Raw genomic sequence first — 17,512 nt, forward strand, 5'->3', positions numbered from 1 at the left:
TATATAAAAAGCGCTAATTTTCTTATCTCCTTGATTGATAACACTTATCGTCAATATCCTATTGCTGATTTTTACTTTATATGGTCTATCTAATACTATAAAAAAGTGAGATTCACATACGTTTCGACAATCATATACATATAGATTACATAGAAAACTGTCATGAATTTTCTTATAGAAAACGTTTCATTTTTCCTTAAACATAAAAAAACCAGCGTCAAAACGCTGGCCTTTTCTTATTCACAGTAAATTAGAAGTACTATTTATTCTGTTGACGCTTTAAATAGTCTTGGATACTGTTTGTTTTAGTCTTAGGCTGCTCTTGAGGTGCGCTTGCGCTAGGACGTGCAACGGTATCTTGATACTGCTGAGCTTGTGACTGCTTCTGACTGTTTAAAGCGCTGGTATGCACGTTAGGATCGATAGGTTGCGTGCTATTAACAGAAGGTACTGGCTGCTCTACTACTTCTGGCTCTTGACCTGCATTTTCATCTAACGTTAAGCCAGTTGCGATGACGGTTACATGTAAGTCGTCACCCATTTTTTCATCAATCACAGAACCGTAGAAAATATGAGCGTCATCAATATCAGTAATTTCTTCGACTATTGCACTGATTTTGCTCATTTCATCTAGTGACAATGACTCTGAAGAAATAACGTTAACCAGTAGGCCTTTTGCATTTTCTAAACGCAAATCATCAAGTAGTGGTGATCTGATGGCTTTTTCAGTCGCTTGACGCGCACGATCATCACCGCTGGCACGACCAATACCCATCATCGCATGACCTTTCGCAGTCATTGCCGTACGGATATCGTTAAAGTCAATGTTGATCATACCTTCGCTAGCGATGGTTTCCGCAATACCTTGAACGGCATGCAGCAATACATCATCCGCTTTTTTGAAAGCATCTTGCATAGAGATGTTGCCGTATACACTCATCAATTTATCATTTGGAATCGTGATAATTGAGTCAACAAAATTAGTCAGCTGCTCAATACCTGCTTTAGCAGCTTTGATACGCTTACCACCTTCGAATTTGAATGGCGTGGTCACAACAGCAACTGTCAGCACTTCCATTTCTTTCGCAATACGAGCAACAACTGGCGCTGCGCCTGTACCAGTACCGCCGCCCATACCAGCAGTGATGAATACCATATCTGAGTGCTCAAGCAATGCACGAATCGCTTCTTCTTCGCTCTCTGCTGCTTCACGACCCACTTCTGGATTTGCGCCTGCCCCTAGACCACGGTTCGTTTTTGCACCCAGTTGCAGTTTATGCGGTGCAGTAAGACGATCTAGCGCTTGTTTATCTGTATTGGCACAAACGAACGTTACACCTCTGATGCCTTGCTGTACCATATGTTCAACTGCATTACCGCCGCCGCCACCAACACCGAATACAGTGAAGCTTGCTTGGCCATTGTTTTGAAGCTGATTATCATCTGGCATGGTGTATTTTGACATAAAAAAGATTCTCCAGTTGCAGATAGCGTGTAAGTCGATACATAGTAACGCACTCATGTGGCGCGCTATCGACATACTATATATAAATGTATTTAAATAAAACAGGGTATGGCTAAAATCGATCAGTATAGACAATAATATGTCATTATTACTTAATACTTTATTTTTAAAACTAATTTATTCGCAATATTACTTTATTTTCTTGCTTAACTAACTTAGAGACATTCCATAATGTATGGATGCTCTAGATATGAGGTTAAACGAATCTATAGTATTTTCTTTAAAACATTTGCAAACCGTTGACCCGCACTCCGAAATACACCTGATACTCGATTGTTTTGAATCGCTTCAGGTTCGCTTTTTTCGCTACGGCGGAATTGCTCACTTTGACTATATAGCAATGTGCCAAAAGCCGTCTGATAAGCACGGTCATTCACTTGACTATTTAGTAGCTTAAATGATTCATCATTATCAAAATGATTATAAGCACTGATAGCAGGATGAGTATTGGTCAGTACAACAGGCATTTTTAGTAGCTTTTTGGCAAAGGGTATCATACCTTTAATCGTACTACCGCCGCCAGTCAACACAATCCCTTTATCGATATAGCCTATCAAACCTGCTTCGTGTAATTGACGCGCTACTTCAGTAAATATCTGAACGTAACGAGCTTCAATAATACGTGCCAAGTTATAGATACCAATATTGATTTCGTCGCCCGATCCTTGAGGCTTGAATAAAAAGAAGGCGCTTGGATCGACACTATTAACATCAGCTGTACCATGAGACTTCTTCAGCTTTTCAGCTTCAATCATGGAAATACCAAAATCAGCTGAAATATCCATTGTCACTTCATGACTGCCTGTTGCTATACAGTGTGTAAAAATCAACTTATTCTCTTTATACACACAAATGCTGGTCGTACTAGCACCGATATCTACTAAGCAAACGCCTTGCTGGCGTTCCTCAGTCATCAAACTATACTCAGCACTGGTCACTGCATCAAAAACAATATGATCAATGCCGACGTCACAACTTTGCAATAGTTTTTGGATATTCTGACGGCTGGCAACAGGCATCATCATCATGTGGTACATCACGGTGATATTGTGTGCCATCATTTCGATGACATCATCCACCATAAAGTCTTGCTCATCGACATAAATACCTTGCTGACAGCAATGCATCAAATAATAGTCAGATGATAAATCACGCGACTTTGCATTGGCCAATGCTTGTACCATGTCTTTGGCACGTACAACTTCATCTTCTACTTTGACCTCTCCAGCACTGTTTTTGCTAGATAGCTCAGGGGTCGCAAGCGTTAACCAAACACTATGTACACGGCAGTTAGCGGTGTCTTCTGCTTCTTGGATAGCTTGTTTGATAGCACCTTGCAGACGTTCACGATGCTTTATTTGACCTTGATAAAAATCGCTGTTTTTAACTTGTCCTACGCCCAAAATACGAATGTCTTTTGCAGAGACAACATTGCCTATGACGACATATACTGCCGTGGCACTTAGATGGACAACAACCAGATTTTCATTATTTTTCATGGTACCAGACAAATTATCGCTAAATAGAAGAACAAGTGATGCTCTTCTATTAAATCATTAAAAAAAGCGTTACTAATACGCTATGATGTTGTACATATTCTCTTCAAACTAAATAAACCGTATTAGCTCACATCGGTTATGCATAGATGTAGTGCTTACTTAGGCTATTCTGATTCAGCACTCTGTGTCACGTTCCAAGCGATGGTAAAGCCATTTTTGTATCGTAAATCTACAGACTGCATTTCATCTCGACGCGTACTTAACTGATTGCCAAGCAGTTGGCTTAAATTCAGTAGTTTTTGTGCTGTATTTTCATTGTCTACAATCACACGTAGCCCATTGTCAAAGCGGATTAGCCAAGTCATTCTCGGTGAAAGAATGATATCTTCGACCTGCATGCCAAGCGGCGCATACCAATCATTAACTTGCTGCATTTGTTGCATAATAACTGGTGCTTGAGACATTTCACCCTGTAAGGTGGCAAAACGTTCTTGTGTTAAATCTCTACTATCCGCAGGAACAAATACCGCCCCTTTTGCATCGACCAAACGTTCCGTACCAAAATTAGCAACTGCTTGCTTAGGTAATGCATTGACGACAATACCACGTTGCCAATCACGAGAGATACTCACTTGGTCTACCCAAGCTAAACCCATCGTAATGTCGCGCAATGCTTGCAAATCAGAAGTAAAAAAGCTACTTACTTGTTGTTGTTCCATCACATCTTGTAATGAGTGATACTGAGCAGCAGACAAACCTTGATTACTGACATAAATATTTGCTGGCGGTGCATCACGTAACGCTTTGCCGCCCATCATTAATATTAGCACTAGCAAACCTAAGACCAGTACCATAAATAGATACTTTACCGTTGCCGGTATTTGGATTTTAGATTTTGGGCGACCGGCTTTATCACTCATCAAGTCAGTTACCTCGTTGACAGTTTGAGCCATAACGACCTTTGTCCCTATATTTGCATAAAACTGATCATGCTATTTATTGATATAAATCTGCGTATTTTTGGCAGAAGCTTATTAAGTCGATATATTATCAAATTTTTTTAAAAATATAGCTTATATACAGCGATTACGTTGATTTAAACGTAACATTTTTCTTAAATTATGAATAAGTTATCAGCTGTATTCACAAAACAACATAAATATCACCGAAATAGACCTATTCTTACAATATTAACGTATTTTATGGTTAAACAATAGCCAAACACCAACTAGCAGCAGCGAATTTACACAAGTTTACACGAAGCTGTGGTATAGCAGCTCTAGTGACACAAAGAGTCATCACTATCTGCTCAATTTAGTTGATTTGACAGTTATAGCGTTTGTGCCAAAATATGCCAACATAGCGCGTCAAAATCTAGTCCGCGAGCTTTAGCTGCCATCGGCACCAAACTGTGACTGGTCATACCTGGTACAGTATTGATTTCAAGCAACCAAAAATTGCCTGCTTCGTCTTGCATCGCATCGATACGCCCCCAGCCTTTTGCATCTACTGCACGAAATGCCGCAAGGCTTAAATCTTGCAAGTGCTTTTCATCAGCAGCGCTCAATCCACAAGGGATGTAATAACTGGTATCGTTACGATTATACTTGGCTTCAAAATCATAGAAGTTAGTAATGTCGGCAGGCTCAAGGCGAATAACTGGATAGGCTTCGTCATCGATAATAACAATCGTAAATTCGCGACCTGTAATCCAGCGCTCAGCCATTACCGCATCACCACATTCCACTGCAGTTGCATAAGCGGCAGGCAGCTCATCAAGATGATTAACCTTAGTCATGCCAATGCTTGAACCTTCATGAACTGGTTTAATGATAAGTGGCAAACCTAGCATGTTAACCACTTGCTGCCAGTCAGTATCAGCCGTCAATAATGAAAATGGTGCAGTTGAAAGGCCGCAACCTTGCCACAGTTGTTTGGTACGTACTTTGTCCATGCCTAGTGCAGAAGCTAGAATCCCTGAACCAGTTTGCGGTATATCAAACCACTGTAATACGCCTTGCAGCAAACCATCTTCGCCGCCACGACCATGCAACACATTAAACACGCGGTCATATTTGCGTAGCTCAGTAATGTCTTGATGCTTTGGATCAAAGTGAGTGGCATCAACGCCTTGGTTTTGGAGCGCTTGTAATACTGCCGCACCACTGTCCAAAGATACGCTGCGCTCATTGCTACTGCCACCATAAATAACGGCTACTTTGCCAAATTGACTGGCATCTTTTGCATGAGTCGTCGTGTCTACAGATGTATCGTTGATAGCTGCATTTTGAGTGCTATTATTGTCTTTATTGTCAGTTGTCATGAGGATCGTCCCTAAATTTTAGCTTACTTAATATAAAGGTTATTGGCAGCCAAATCGATAGCAATTTGCCCAACATTACCAGCGCCTTGGGTAATCAGCATATCGTTAGCTTTTAATAAACGCTGCATAACAGGAGCTAAATTGTCTTTATCAATAATAGTCGGTTCAACTTCACCGCGCAAACGGATACTGCGCGCTAGTGACTTGGTATCAGCGCCCGTAATCGGACTCTCACCTGCTGAATAAACATCTAATAATAATAGCTCATCAACACTCGATAGCACTTCTACAAAATCGTCATAGCAATCACGGGTACGGCTATAACGATGCGGCTGAAATAGCATCACTAAACGACGATCAGGGAAGCTTTGACGAGCGGCTTTGATGGTCGCATCAACTTCTTTTGGATGATGACCATAATCATCAATTAATAAGACATTGCCATCATCGATATCGACAGAGGCATGCTGCTCAAAACGACGGCCCACGCCTTCAAATTTCTGCAGAGCACGCTCAATCGCTGCATCATCAACGCCTTCGTCGGTCGCCATCGTGATGGCAGCAAGCGCGTTATAGACGTTATGTGTACCAGGAATGTTTAACGTTAGACGTAATGGCTCACGATCACGGCGCAGTACGGTAAAGTGAGTTTTAGTTCCTTCTGTCACTAAGTCTACAGCTTGTACATCATTGAACGGCTCAAGACCAAAGGTCAATACTGGACGACCGATATCATCAATCATTGCATACAGTTCAGGGTCATCACCGCAAACCACTGCTAAACCGTAAAACGGCATGTTTTGTAGAAACTGGATATAAGCAGCTTTTAATTTATCAAAGCTGTTTTCGTAGGTTTCCATATGGTCTTGATCGATGTTGGTCACAATCGCCGCCATCGGATGCAATGACAAGAATGATGCATCAGACTCATCAGCCTCTGCTACCAAGAAACGGCTGCTACCCAATGCTGCATTTTTTCCTGACGCATTTAACTTACCGCCGATAACATAGGTAGGATCTAGCTGTCCTTCTGCCATCATCGTGGTTAGCAAACTGGTCGTCGTTGTTTTGCCATGTGCGCCAGCAACTGCGATACCATGACGATAGCGCATTAATTCACCAAGCATATCGGCGCGGCGTACCACCGGCAGCCGAGCTTCAAGCGCTGCTTTTACCTCAGGGTTGCTACGATCAATCGCTGATGAGACAACGATAACATCAGCATTGGCAATGTTTTTGGAGTCATGGCCGATAGATATTTCAATGCCAATCTGCTGTAAACGCTTAGTTACCAAGCTTTCTGCGATGTCGGAACCACTGACCTGATAGCCTTGATTGTTCATCACCTCAGCGATACCACACATGCCTGAGCCACCAATACCGATAAAATGCAAATGCTGAATGCGGCGCATTTCTGGTATTTCAATCAAACGCTTAGGTAGAGCTTTCGCAGAGGTAGGCATAAGGATCTCTCTTTATTAAAGGTCAATAAAACTTGGTAAATTCAAATAAGGGGGATAGATGACAGACTATAGTGCTTGCCAAATGATGTCAGCAACTTGCTTGCTCGCACTACGGTTGGCCAATGCGTGGCCTTTTTTTGCCATCGCTAAGCACTTCTCTCGATTGAGTACGCCAAGCTCGTCACTTAGACTCTTGGCAGTTAGCTCTGACTGCGGTAATAGAATTGCCGCATCATGCGAGGTCAACGTGCGTGCATTAGCCGTCTGATGGTCATCCACTGCATGCGGTAGCGGTACAAAAATAGCGGCGATGCCGACGTTTTGAATTTCCGTCACGGTCAATGCACCTGCGCGGCAAACGATGATATCTGCCCAGTTGTAAGCTGCAGCCATGTCATTGATAAAGGGCTGTACAGTAAACTGATGGTTGTTTAGGTCTTGTGCGCTATAAGCCGCTTGCGTGGCTGCTTCATTGTTGCGCCCACACTGATGCAGGACTTCAAATGGCTGATCTAGTAATGCTAATGCTTTTGGTACTGTATCATTTAATACCTGAGCACCAAGTGAACCCCCGACTACCAACAGTTTAAGCGGTGAACTGTCATTTACATCGTAGCGTATGGTTGGCTCTGCGACACCAGTAATGGCGTTACGCACAGGATTGCCCACTGTCTCAAGCTTGGCATCTTGCTGACTATTAGCAAAGGTATTCTCGAACGCTTGTAATGTCTTAGTCGACAGCTTAGATAAGTAGCGGTTGCTCATGCCAGCGATGGCATTTTGCTCATGGATAATCAAAGGCGTATTAGTCATACGCGCAGCGATACCGCCAGGTGCAGTGACATAACCACCGAACCCAACGACCACGTCAATCTGATTACTACGAATCACTTTTACTGCTGCCATCGTCGCTGATAGCAGAGTTATTGGTAGCTTCAATAATCGACCAACGCCTTTGCCACGAAGTCCTTGCATATTAATAGCATGAAAAGGATAACCTGTCGGCTCAACCAACCCATTTTCCATACCGTTTGGCGTTCCTAACCAATGAATCACTGCACCGCGCTGGGTCAGCTCGTCGCTCACTGCAAGCGCTGGAAAAACATGCCCGCCCGTACCAGCTGCCATCATCAATATATGCGGTGTTTTCATGAACGCCTGCCTATCTTTACTTTATTTATATGAAGGGTTTATCTCACTGCGGCGGTAACAATTATGAAAAATAATGACCTAGCCAAAGCCCGCATAGTATAGAGGAAATCATTGTCTTATATACAGTACTTTATGCAGCAAAAATAACAAAAATCCAAGCCATGATCGGTCATAGCTTGGCGTCGTGTAATGCTAATAAACGGTAAGGAAAATTAATGACTAACAATACCTCAAAATACGGGTTTTACGTAGTCAGAATACTCCTTAACTCAAAACTTTCCTGAACATAGCGAAAGCTACGCAGTAAATTTATTCTCAATAGCAATAATAAAGTCGGTCGCGATATCTGTACCGCATTGGTCATCAATCTCACGTACGCATGTTGGGCTAGTAACGTTAATCTCAGTGATGCGCCCACCGATCAAGTCTAGACCAACGAACATTAGGCCTTTTTCTTTGACAATTGGCGCTACAACTTCTGCTACTTGGCGTTCGATATCAGTCAATGGCATAGCAACGCCACTACCACCAGCTGCTAGATTACCACGGGTCTCGCCTTTGGTTGGAATACGAGCCAAACTATAATCTACCACGACTCCATCGACGATTAATACGCGCTTATCACCTTCTTTGATTTCTGGCAAATAACGCTGCGCCATGATGGGCAAAGTCTCAAGCTCAGTCAGTATCTCTAACGTCACTCCAATATTTGGACTATCAGCAGTCAAACGGAAGATGCCAGTGCCGCCCATACCATCTAATGGCTTGACGATGACATCCTGCTGTTCAGCGATGAACTTACGAATGTGTGCTTGTTTGCTAGTCACAATCGTTGGGCTCATATAATCGCTAAACCACGTCGCAAATAGCTTCTCATTACAGTCGCGAATCGCCTGTGGGTCATTGACCACGAGTACGCCTGCTGCTTTGGCATGGTCGAGCATATAAGTGGCATAGATAAAGCGCATATCAAACGGCGGATCTTTACGCATCAAAATCACGTCATAGTCGCCGACTGGCCCTGTGCTTTTATCACCCAATGTATAGAAATCTGCAGGATCACGCTTTACTGTAAGCGGCTGCGTATCAACCATCAACTGACCACGGTCCAACCACAGGTCATGAATCTGACAATAACCGAGCTGATGGCCACGGTCTTGAGCGGCCCACATCATAGCGAGACTGGTGTCTTTTTTATAATTGACTCGCTCGATAGGATCCATAATAACGAGTATTTTTAGCGATTTTTCTTGTTTTTGTTGGCTCATGATAAGACTCACTTACGTTATATTATTAATATGAAATAAACTTATTAAACAACATCAGTGCCCAACTATACGCCGTACTGCTCACGATAGTGTTGCATTTTGGCTAACTGGGTCGCGTCTTTATGCTGGCCGTTTTGTGCACCATTGTCATCGGCTAAATAACTGATCAAATCATCGATATCGACCAATGCACGTACGGGCACTTCTAGTGTCGCGGCAAGCTCTTGAATAGCAGAGTGCTCTGCTTGACCTTTTTCTTTACGATCAAGTGCGACGAGAATACCAGCAACGCTTGCGCCTGCTTGCTCTAAAATCTCGACCACTTCGCGCATGGCTGTACCCGCTGTGATGACATCGTCAAGCACCCAAACGGCCTTGCCACTTACGTCAGCACCGACCAAATTGCCGCCTTCGCCGTGAGTTTTGGCTTCTTTACGGTTATAGCCCCATTTGGCATTAATGCCATGATGTAGCCATAACGCTTGCGCTGTCGCTGCGACAAAAGGAATACCTTTATAAGCCGCACCAAAGATGACCAGCTCTTGCGCATCAGCACCATCATTTGCTGCACTCATTTGTTCAGCCAAGGCATCTGCATAACCACGTGCTAGTAACGACAACATCTCACCAGTCGCAAGCAAGCCTGCATTAAAAAAGTATGGACTGATACGACCAGACTTTAGGACAAACTCACCAAACTTAAGCACTTGGTTGTCTAGAGCCAGTTGAATAAATTGATGAGATGAAAATGTAGGGTCTTGAGGGCGTGTTACATGAGACATTATGACATTCCTATCAGCAAAAAGAGGGGACAAAAAATTTGCATTATTGTACGCATTATTGATCAGCTTGACCAACCATTGATCGCATAATCCTGCATATTGGCATAGCGAGTCAACAAACCACTACGCGACGAGATATTAAAATAGCTCTGTCCATCTGCTCGGACCTGTATCTCCCAGCCCAAATGATAAGCGGCAACAATAATATGACCAGCAAATAGTCGAATCTGACGATATGCGTGGCGCTGCGACGGCTCACAAACGATTTGACTGAGCAAGTAGCTACGCACATACTGGCATATTTCTGCGGCGCTATAGCTATGATTGATACTCTTACGGGTACTACACTGCTTTAGCGCATGGACAGCCACGCTACATGCCATAATATCCGTGGCCAAACTACCCTCGCCTGTTTCAAACTGCTGCGGCTGTAGTATCACTTGCCAATCATCGGCATACAGACTGTTGAGTAGCTCATCAGGATTATAGCGTTTGGTCAATGCGCGCATAGATAATAATGCAGAATTTTGAGCCTTGCTGTCATTGTTTGAATCGTTGTTTGAATCGTTATCTGATTCAGTCACTGTAGAGTTATCAATAGGCAAAAACCCATAACGGTTCAGTTTTGGATAAGCGCGAATCGCCTGTTGAATATCCGACATATCTAATAATGTCATATCTGATAATGTCGATATTAGTGGCTGCTCACTATGATTCTGATAAAAGCTATCCGGCAACTCAATAAGCTGTGCCGCATTCAGCAATGATAAATGCTCAGCCAGCGCTTCTGAAGCAATCAGCGACCACTTTGACAAACTGTCTGCATTGGGCTGATAGAACCGAGTCGAATTACCATAAAGCCTGCGCAATTGACCATTTAGGCGACGAGCGGGCTCAGGAATATCACTTAATGGTCTGGCAGGGTCAAGAGGAGATTGTTTGGGATCAAAGTTAGGATGTACGATCGCAGGTTGCTGCGAATCAGCTAGCATAGACGATTGACCAGCCTTTTTTTGGACGTGACCTTCTGCCAGCTGCCCGCCTTCTGTTGCCAGATTAGCATGAGACAAACGGTCATCAGAAGTAGAAGGCTGGGACATGAAATCTCCATAAACTATAAAATAAATAAGAACGATTATACCAAGGACTATTTTACTCTTTAGGGCTCAGCTCTAAAGGCTTACTCTTGATAATTCAAAATATCTCGGTAGCCTGTCTGCCAATCAGCATAATCAAGCCAAGCTAACGGAATGTTGCTGTGCAAGCGTTTTCCTGTCACTGACATTTTTGTATTATCAATAGTAGGAGGTGTCTCACCAACCTGCTCACTAAGCCAAACCCCTAGCTCAAACGTAGTAACAGGTCGATAGTCCGTCGCTAGATAGACAGGCTTTGGTGCTTTTATCGTCAAAACTTTGGCGATGATATTGACCAAGTCGCGATCCATAATACGGTTGCTCCAATGCTCCGCTGGCACTGGTTCTTTATTTTGCTCACGAGCCTTACGTAGTCGCATTAAGCGCTCGCGACCGTAGATACCACTGGGGCGAATAATAATGGCTTTATCACCAAAGCCTTGTTGCAGCGCTTGTTCTGCTTGCAATATGAATTTCGAGGCTTCACGCGCAGGCGTAACAGGTGCAGTATGCTCATCAATCCATTCGCCATTATCCTGACCATAGACACCAGTAGAAGAAATAAATACCACACGTTCAAGTTTAATAAGCTGTGGAGCAAGCGTTGCTAAATGCTGACTAATCGCTAGATAACTGTCGTGATAACCGCTGGTCGAATACTCATCAGGGGTGACGATAATCGCAATATGAGTAAATGCTTGTAGCTGCTCAGCCGTCAAAGTCAACGCATTAGCCTGCAAAAAATCTGCACTATCTACCAAATCATAGTATTCGCGCTCACTACGAGCTAGCCCAGTCACACAATAGCCATCTTGGGCGAGTTTATTGGTCACTGGTAGGCCAATATCACCTTGCCCGATAATTAGTAAATTTTGCGTACTCATAAAGCATGTTTCCCTTTATACAACTTCCTTTATACAACGATTACAGCACTTAGAAGCCATTTTGTTTAAATTAATACCTAATTCAGTGTCTAATCCAATGTCTAAACCAATGTCTAAACCACTGCCTAAAAATACCGTCTGTACGATAGCTGTATATCATCATTGGCATCGATACGTTCTTGCCATTCGTAATTGGCATTGATACGTAGTGCTTGTCTTTTATCAATGTCGTATTGCAGCCCTAAGCTTGAGATTGGTTGCCAATAATGACCACGGACGTTGGTTTCATCGTTGTTGCCATGATACCAATATGGCAATTGCAATTCAGCTTGCGCGCGTAACTGATTGTTAATCTGATAACGGCAGCCTGCATTGATACCTGCGCCTAGACGAAAGCCTTTATTGATACCTCGTCCTACTTGCCCTGTACCTGCCAAAAACGTATAGCACAGTTGCGGCGGCATCTCACCAGTACCTGAAGCTGGTGTACCAAATGCCCATGACCAACCTTTCTCGTAACCTACGCTACCGACCAAATGATCCGTACCTGCCTCTTGCGATCCATCGTTTACTCGCGTCGCCTCGATACTAGCGCCCCAAGTATTGCCTTTTTTGGCTGCATTGACAGGGTTAAAAGAACGGCCACGAATCAAAGTGACATTTTGCAAAACCACACTATCTGGCTGATTGGGCTTATTATCATCTGTGTCATACAGTCGTAATGTCGCAGCCAGCCCTTCTAAGTTAAAAAACTGTGGATACCCTGAGGCGTGGTCAAGCGTATCATGAAACCCCGCTCGAAACCCAATATCCATATAGTCATCGTCGCCACGCTGCCCTATACCTATCGTACCCAACTGTAGCGGATGCCTGTCTATCGGATTATTATCCGATACGTCGATTTGACGCTTGAGTAGTGTTTGCCCATCAGCTGACATGCTCGATACAGGGTTAAGCTGCGCAGACTTGATCTCATTCACGGTTTGTTTGGCACTATTATGATAGCCCAACTGCGCGCGCTGTTGTTTTTTATCATTGAGCTGATTTTGACGTAAGGTATTATCAGCAGGCGTATAAGTGGTACTTGCCAGCAACTGCTCATTATTTAATAGTTGAATCACATCAGAAGGCACGACTGCATAAGACAGTTGGCTCAGTAGGTTTTGCTGCGGACGGACCACATCAATAAGACGCAGAATCTCAGAAGCACAATTGTCCGTGGTGAAGTAATACGGCATTTTTAACGCTTTGGTTTCCCAAACGTGGCGCATAATCTGCTGCACTTCCGCGGGCGTCAGACTCAACTGATATGTCCACGTATCACGTTCATCATCTTGCAGGTATTTCGCTAGCATCTCTGGATATGGGTCAATTTCGATAGCGCTGTTGTAGCTACCAATCATTGACTTAGTAGCATAGACTGGAAAACTGTCGTTTGGATCCCCGTCTACCGTATAGTTCAGCGCATAAGCCTTATCAATTTGGTTTGGATTGGCGATACTCGCTTTTGAGTCAATGCGTAGTAATGTATGAGCAAATGCAGAGAGCGGATTGTCCAAGTACTCCTGCGCAAACATAATAGACAGCTGCTCAGGCGCTAATGTCGACATCCACTCATCCAATTCTGGACAATCAGTAGATAGACTTGCAGCATCGATCGCTAGCACCTCTGCTAACCACGCCACTCGCGCTGGAAAACGGCATAAGACAGAATTATTATTGGCATCAGTTTTGGCTTGGTCGTTATCAGTCGCTGATGATGACACCAACTCTTGTGCAAGTGCCACAAGCATCGCATCTAACTCTGCACCTGAATCTTGTTGACCATTCTGACTTAAAAAAAAGCTCGGATCATCAACCAAACTCTCGGTTTTCTTTTTACCCAATACACTGTTTTTATCATCGTAAAAATACAACAAGCGTCGCCATGTTGTATGCTGTGCCAACTTGTCTGTTTTTACTTGCTGACGCCATGTTGATAGTAGCTGCTCTGTCGCTAAACTTGATTCAGATAAAGTACTATTTTTAATATTAGATTCAGCATTACTGATATTACCCGACTCAAATAATGCATCTGAATGAGAATAAGTAGGTGCTGTGCTAGATGCGTCAGGTGACAATACATCTGATTCTAGGACGGACAGCGGCGTTGGTAAAAATGCCTGTGTTTGAGCCGAGAGTAACAGCCCTGCTATAGCCAATGGCAGACGTGCTCGCAGGTCAATGGTCATTAGCGTACAATCGATAGGTATGGACGTCAGTTTTATAGACATGAGGTAAAATCTCGCACGTTATTATTCATACGCTATCAGCGTTATTAAAGTTGCTGGGTCAAAAAGTCGAACACATAGCCCGCTATCGTTTAGCTATTTAGATAGATTGTCTATCGCACCATTATCAATACTAGTATAAAAAGAGAGCATTATGCCCGTATTATCACCAAACTCATCATCTACGTCGCCAATGACTATCAAAGATGGTCTACTATCGGCAGCCACTTGGCTGGCCTCACCCAATTACAATGTAAGGCCAAAAGGTTTAAGTATTGACGCCATCGTCGTACACAATATCAGCCTACCACCGAATGAATTTGGCGCCTGCGACGCTAATGGCAGACATTATGTGAAAGCATTATTTACCAATCAATTAGACTGGGATGCTCATCCTTATTTTCAAACAATCAAAGGTGCAGAAGTATCAGCGCACTTGTTTATCGAACGTGATGGCGCTATCACCCAGTTCGTCAATTTCAACGAAAGGGCGTGGCATGCTGGGCGGTCTAGCTACTTGGGTCGACATGAATGTAATGATTATAGCATTGGCATCGAGCTTGAAGGGTCGGATTTTGTGTCCTTCACCTCTGCTCAATATGAGCAGCTAGCCGAAGTAATTGCCGCCATCTATAAGGCCCATCCCAAAACACGTCGCCACTTGACTGGCCACAGTGATATCGCGCCTGGGCGTAAAACTGACCCTGGTGATTTTTTTGAATGGGCAAGGTTGCGCCAGTTAGTCGCTGATGCAACGAAAAACGATGTACCATCGCATAAATGATTTCCACACTCAATCCATTTATCTCAATGGTGAAAGTGATATAATTCGTCAGTTTTTCATCCATATCACATCAGCACATAACTCAATATACAACTTAGCAAGATAGGTTCTCATGGCAAAAAGTCGGTTATTTCGTTCAACCATGGTGGTCAGCAGTATGACCATGTTATCGCGTATTTTAGGTTTGGTACGTGATGTTGTATTGCTAGGGGTTTTTGGTGCAGGTGGTTTGATGGATGCCTTTTTGGTTGCTTTCAAAATCCCAAACTTCTTACGACGACTGTTTGCAGAAGGTGCGTTTAGCCAAGCTTTCGTGCCGGTACTCTCCGAATATAAAGAAAAGTACAGCTTACAACAAGTGCAGATTTTGGTCAGTCGCACCTCGGGCGCATTGTTGCTAGTGTTATCGATGCTTACGGTGGTGGTCATCTTAATCGCACCTTGGGTGGTGACGTTGTTTGCCCCTGGGTTTGCCGATCAACCCAACAAGTTTGCCATCACTGCTGAATTACTGCGTCTTACCTTTCCGTATTTGCTATTCATCTCTATGACAGCCTTTGCGAGTGGTATTCTGCAAAGCTACGGTCGTTTTGCCGCACCCGCCTTTGCGCCAGTGCTGTTGAATCTGTGTATGATTGGTGGGGCGCTGATTTTTGCGCCAATGTTTGATACACCCATCATGGCGCTTGGCTATGCCGTTGCTATCGCAGGCTTGCTACAGTTTTTGATTCAACTGCCGCAACTCTGGCAACAAAAGCTGCTTGTCGCACCAAAGATTGATTTTCAGCACGAAGGTGTTCGTCGGATTTTAAAGTTGATGTTACCTGCTATCTTTGGTGTTTCTGTTACTCAGATTAATTTACTATTAAACACCATCTTTGCCTCGTTAATGATTGGCGGTTCAGTCTCTTGGCTCTATGCAGCTGAACGTATGAGCGAGCTTCCATTGGGTCTGATTGGCGTGGCGATTGGTACCGTCATATTGCCAAGTCTGTCGAAAAGCGAAGCTCAAAAAGACGACGTCAGTTTTAAAAAGACCATCGACTGGGCAGCACGCCTTATCATCTTGGTCGGTGTGCCTGCCTCGGCTGCCTTATTTGTACTGGCAGATGTATTGATGCAAGCACTATTTTTACGCGGTGAGTTTACCTTACGTGATGCCCAAATGAGTTCACTGGCCTTACGTAGTATGGCAGGTGGTATCTTAGGATTTATGCTCATTAAGATTTTTGCCCCTGCATTTTTTGCGCGTCAAGACACCAGAACCCCTGTAAAAATCGGCATCATTTCTGTCATCGCTAATATGATTTTTAGTGTTATTTTTATCGGGATATTTTATTTCTTAGAGATACCGTTACATGGTGGCCTAGCTTTGGCTACGACTGGTGCTGCTTTTGTAAACGCAGGCTTGCTATATTACTTCTTGCACAAGCGTGATATTTTCCGTTTCGGTCCGCATTGGAAAAAGCTGTTTACGCAGTTTGCTATCTCGACTGGCTCTATGATTGGCGTGCTTTATTTTATGCTGCCTTACTTTCCTACCGATGAAGCTCAGTGGCAACGTATCGTCGCGCTGATTATTATGTGTGCCGTCGGAGCGCTGGTTTACGGTGTGGTATTGCTAGCGACAGGGTTCCGTCCGCGTCAGCTAAAGCACGGTTAGGACAAAATATAAGCAAACTTATGGCAGGCTTACGAAACCAAAACAAGCCTGTTATGAGAAATGACAATGCGCGCTGCTGATAATTGTCATAATAGATCACTAATGAATAAATGACATTTGAGGTTTGATATGACAACGAAACAGCCAATCTTCCAGCGCTTACCAATTCTGCTAGCAACTGGTGTACTAAGCACTGGATTACTTATTAGCGGCTGTAGCAATAATGAGTCGGCTGAAACTGCTACCGATAATGAGGATGTAGCAGCGACCGTTGATACCTCAGAAGACGTCACATTAGACAATGATACGACTGACCAAGCAGAGATTGCTGAAAGTGGTAGCGAAACAGGCGAAATTACAGATGGCCCTGAAGATAAGACAGCGATTGATAGTGACAATATTAATCCAGTTACTGATGCGGCCAAACAAAAAAGCCTAGTGACCAATCCGACTCAAGCCGGTACGGCAGAAGACACGGTCAAGCAAGCCTTAAACAGCTTATATTACGGTGACGTGAAGGATGCAGCGTCATATTACCAAGTTGATATGGCAAACTTCGAAGAAGAGCTTGCCAATACCCAGTCTGCGTTTCAGCAAACGGTGGATGGCGTTACGATTACTGATACCAAATATAATGATGACAAAACTCGTGCCACCATCACTGGCGAGCTGATGCTAAAAGGACAGAGCGAACCTGCACCACTGACCTACCAGCTACAGAAGATAGAAGGTCAATGGAAGATTTTGGGTTAGAGCATCTTAA

General features: G+C 43.7%; 14 protein-coding genes. 3 read left to right on the forward strand and 11 right to left on the reverse strand.

Annotation, left to right across the window (positions count from 1 at the left end):
• Positions 1 to 259: 259 nt before the first annotated feature.
• From ftsZ to JMX07_RS01405, 11 genes are all read right to left on the reverse strand, one after another.
• On the reverse strand, positions 260 to 1,465 hold the full coding sequence (ftsZ, locus tag JMX07_RS01355; RefSeq protein WP_201605718.1) for a cell division protein FtsZ: 1,206 nt from the start codon (positions 1,463 to 1,465) through the stop codon (positions 260 to 262).
• Positions 1,466 to 1,731: 266 nt separating this feature from the next.
• Positions 1,732 to 3,024, reverse strand: coding sequence for a cell division protein FtsA (gene ftsA, locus JMX07_RS01360; RefSeq protein WP_057761435.1), 1,293 nt, complete (start codon positions 3,022 to 3,024; stop codon positions 1,732 to 1,734).
• 164 nt (positions 3,025 to 3,188) lie between these two features.
• Positions 3,189 to 3,977, reverse strand: coding sequence for a cell division protein FtsQ/DivIB (locus tag JMX07_RS01365; protein WP_201605720.1), 789 nt, complete (start codon positions 3,975 to 3,977; stop codon positions 3,189 to 3,191).
• Positions 3,978 to 4,354: 377 nt separating this feature from the next.
• On the reverse strand, positions 4,355 to 5,347 hold the full coding sequence (locus tag JMX07_RS01370) for a D-alanine--D-alanine ligase (RefSeq protein WP_227684579.1): 993 nt from the start codon (positions 5,345 to 5,347) through the stop codon (positions 4,355 to 4,357).
• Positions 5,348 to 5,370: 23 nt separating this feature from the next.
• Complete coding sequence (gene murC / locus JMX07_RS01375) at positions 5,371 to 6,810, reverse strand: UDP-N-acetylmuramate--L-alanine ligase (protein ID WP_101205772.1); 1,440 nt, start codon at positions 6,808 to 6,810, stop codon at positions 5,371 to 5,373.
• 66 nt (positions 6,811 to 6,876) lie between these two features.
• Complete coding sequence (gene murG / locus JMX07_RS01380) at positions 6,877 to 7,962, reverse strand: undecaprenyldiphospho-muramoylpentapeptide beta-N-acetylglucosaminyltransferase (protein WP_201605722.1); 1,086 nt, start codon at positions 7,960 to 7,962, stop codon at positions 6,877 to 6,879.
• Positions 7,963 to 8,258: 296 nt separating this feature from the next.
• Positions 8,259 to 9,230 carry a glutathione synthase gene (gene gshB / locus JMX07_RS01385; RefSeq protein WP_165597669.1) on the reverse strand — a complete coding sequence of 324 codons (972 nt, stop codon included), beginning with the start codon at positions 9,228 to 9,230 and terminating at the stop codon, positions 8,259 to 8,261.
• Positions 9,231 to 9,295: 65 nt separating this feature from the next.
• Positions 9,296 to 10,012 (reverse strand): orotate phosphoribosyltransferase, encoded by a 717-nt coding sequence (pyrE, locus tag JMX07_RS01390; protein WP_201605724.1) that lies wholly within the window; start codon positions 10,010 to 10,012, stop codon positions 9,296 to 9,298.
• A gap of 62 nt (positions 10,013 to 10,074) precedes the next feature.
• Complete coding sequence (locus JMX07_RS01395) at positions 10,075 to 11,112, reverse strand: hypothetical protein (RefSeq protein WP_201605726.1); 1,038 nt, start codon at positions 11,110 to 11,112, stop codon at positions 10,075 to 10,077.
• Positions 11,113 to 11,192: 80 nt separating this feature from the next.
• Positions 11,193 to 12,032: an SDR family oxidoreductase gene (locus tag JMX07_RS01400; protein ID WP_201605728.1), complete on the reverse strand. Its 840-nt coding sequence runs from the start codon at positions 12,030 to 12,032 to the stop codon at positions 11,193 to 11,195.
• A gap of 125 nt (positions 12,033 to 12,157) precedes the next feature.
• Positions 12,158 to 14,305 carry a DUF4105 domain-containing protein gene (locus tag JMX07_RS01405; protein ID WP_201605730.1) on the reverse strand — a complete coding sequence of 716 codons (2,148 nt, stop codon included), beginning with the start codon at positions 14,303 to 14,305 and terminating at the stop codon, positions 12,158 to 12,160.
• Between the two features lie 151 nt (positions 14,306 to 14,456).
• Between JMX07_RS01405 and ampD the strand changes: the two genes are divergently transcribed.
• The 3 genes from ampD (at position 14,457) to JMX07_RS01420 (ending at position 17,502) form a co-directional block, all read left to right on the forward strand.
• On the forward strand, positions 14,457 to 15,086 hold the full coding sequence (gene ampD, locus JMX07_RS01410) for a 1,6-anhydro-N-acetylmuramyl-L-alanine amidase AmpD (RefSeq protein WP_201605732.1): 630 nt from the start codon (positions 14,457 to 14,459) through the stop codon (positions 15,084 to 15,086).
• 112 nt (positions 15,087 to 15,198) lie between these two features.
• Positions 15,199 to 16,749: a murein biosynthesis integral membrane protein MurJ gene (murJ, locus tag JMX07_RS01415; protein WP_201570656.1), complete on the forward strand. Its 1,551-nt coding sequence runs from the start codon at positions 15,199 to 15,201 to the stop codon at positions 16,747 to 16,749.
• Between the two features lie 129 nt (positions 16,750 to 16,878).
• Complete coding sequence (locus JMX07_RS01420; RefSeq protein WP_201605734.1) at positions 16,879 to 17,502, forward strand: hypothetical protein; 624 nt, start codon at positions 16,879 to 16,881, stop codon at positions 17,500 to 17,502.
• Positions 17,503 to 17,512 lie beyond the last annotated feature (10 nt).

Origin of the sequence: Psychrobacter immobilis, assembly GCF_904846235.1 — a bacterium.
GTDB classification, from domain to species: Bacteria; Pseudomonadota; Gammaproteobacteria; order Pseudomonadales; family Moraxellaceae; genus Psychrobacter; species Psychrobacter immobilis_C.

Excerpts from the sequence above, each read along its gene's own strand:
- murC (WP_101205772.1), bottom strand. The coding sequence starts at position 6,810 with ATGCCTACCTCTGCGAAAGCTCTACCTAAGCGTTTGATTGAAATACCA.
- JMX07_RS01395 (WP_201605726.1), bottom strand. The coding sequence starts at position 11,112 with ATGTCCCAGCCTTCTACTTCTGATGACCGTTTGTCTCATGCTAATCTG.
- JMX07_RS01420 (WP_201605734.1), top strand. The coding sequence starts at position 16,879 with ATGACAACGAAACAGCCAATCTTCCAGCGCTTACCAATTCTGCTAGCA.
- ampD (WP_201605732.1), top strand. The coding sequence starts at position 14,457 with ATGCCCGTATTATCACCAAACTCATCATCTACGTCGCCAATGACTATC.
- JMX07_RS01400 (WP_201605728.1), bottom strand. The coding sequence starts at position 12,032 with ATGAGTACGCAAAATTTACTAATTATCGGGCAAGGTGATATTGGCCTA.
- JMX07_RS01370 (WP_227684579.1), bottom strand. The coding sequence starts at position 5,347 with ATGACAACTGACAATAAAGACAATAATAGCACTCAAAATGCAGCTATC.
- ftsZ (WP_201605718.1), bottom strand. The coding sequence starts at position 1,465 with ATGTCAAAATACACCATGCCAGATGATAATCAGCTTCAAAACAATGGC.
- pyrE (WP_201605724.1), bottom strand. The coding sequence starts at position 10,012 with ATGTCTCATGTAACACGCCCTCAAGACCCTACATTTTCATCTCATCAA.
- JMX07_RS01405 (WP_201605730.1), bottom strand. The coding sequence starts at position 14,305 with ATGTCTATAAAACTGACGTCCATACCTATCGATTGTACGCTAATGACC.
- gshB (WP_165597669.1), bottom strand. The coding sequence starts at position 9,230 with ATGAGCCAACAAAAACAAGAAAAATCGCTAAAAATACTCGTTATTATG.
- murG (WP_201605722.1), bottom strand. The coding sequence starts at position 7,962 with ATGAAAACACCGCATATATTGATGATGGCAGCTGGTACGGGCGGGCAT.
- murJ (WP_201570656.1), top strand. The coding sequence starts at position 15,199 with ATGGCAAAAAGTCGGTTATTTCGTTCAACCATGGTGGTCAGCAGTATG.
- ftsA (WP_057761435.1), bottom strand. The coding sequence starts at position 3,024 with ATGAAAAATAATGAAAATCTGGTTGTTGTCCATCTAAGTGCCACGGCA.
- JMX07_RS01365 (WP_201605720.1), bottom strand. The coding sequence starts at position 3,977 with ATGGCTCAAACTGTCAACGAGGTAACTGACTTGATGAGTGATAAAGCC.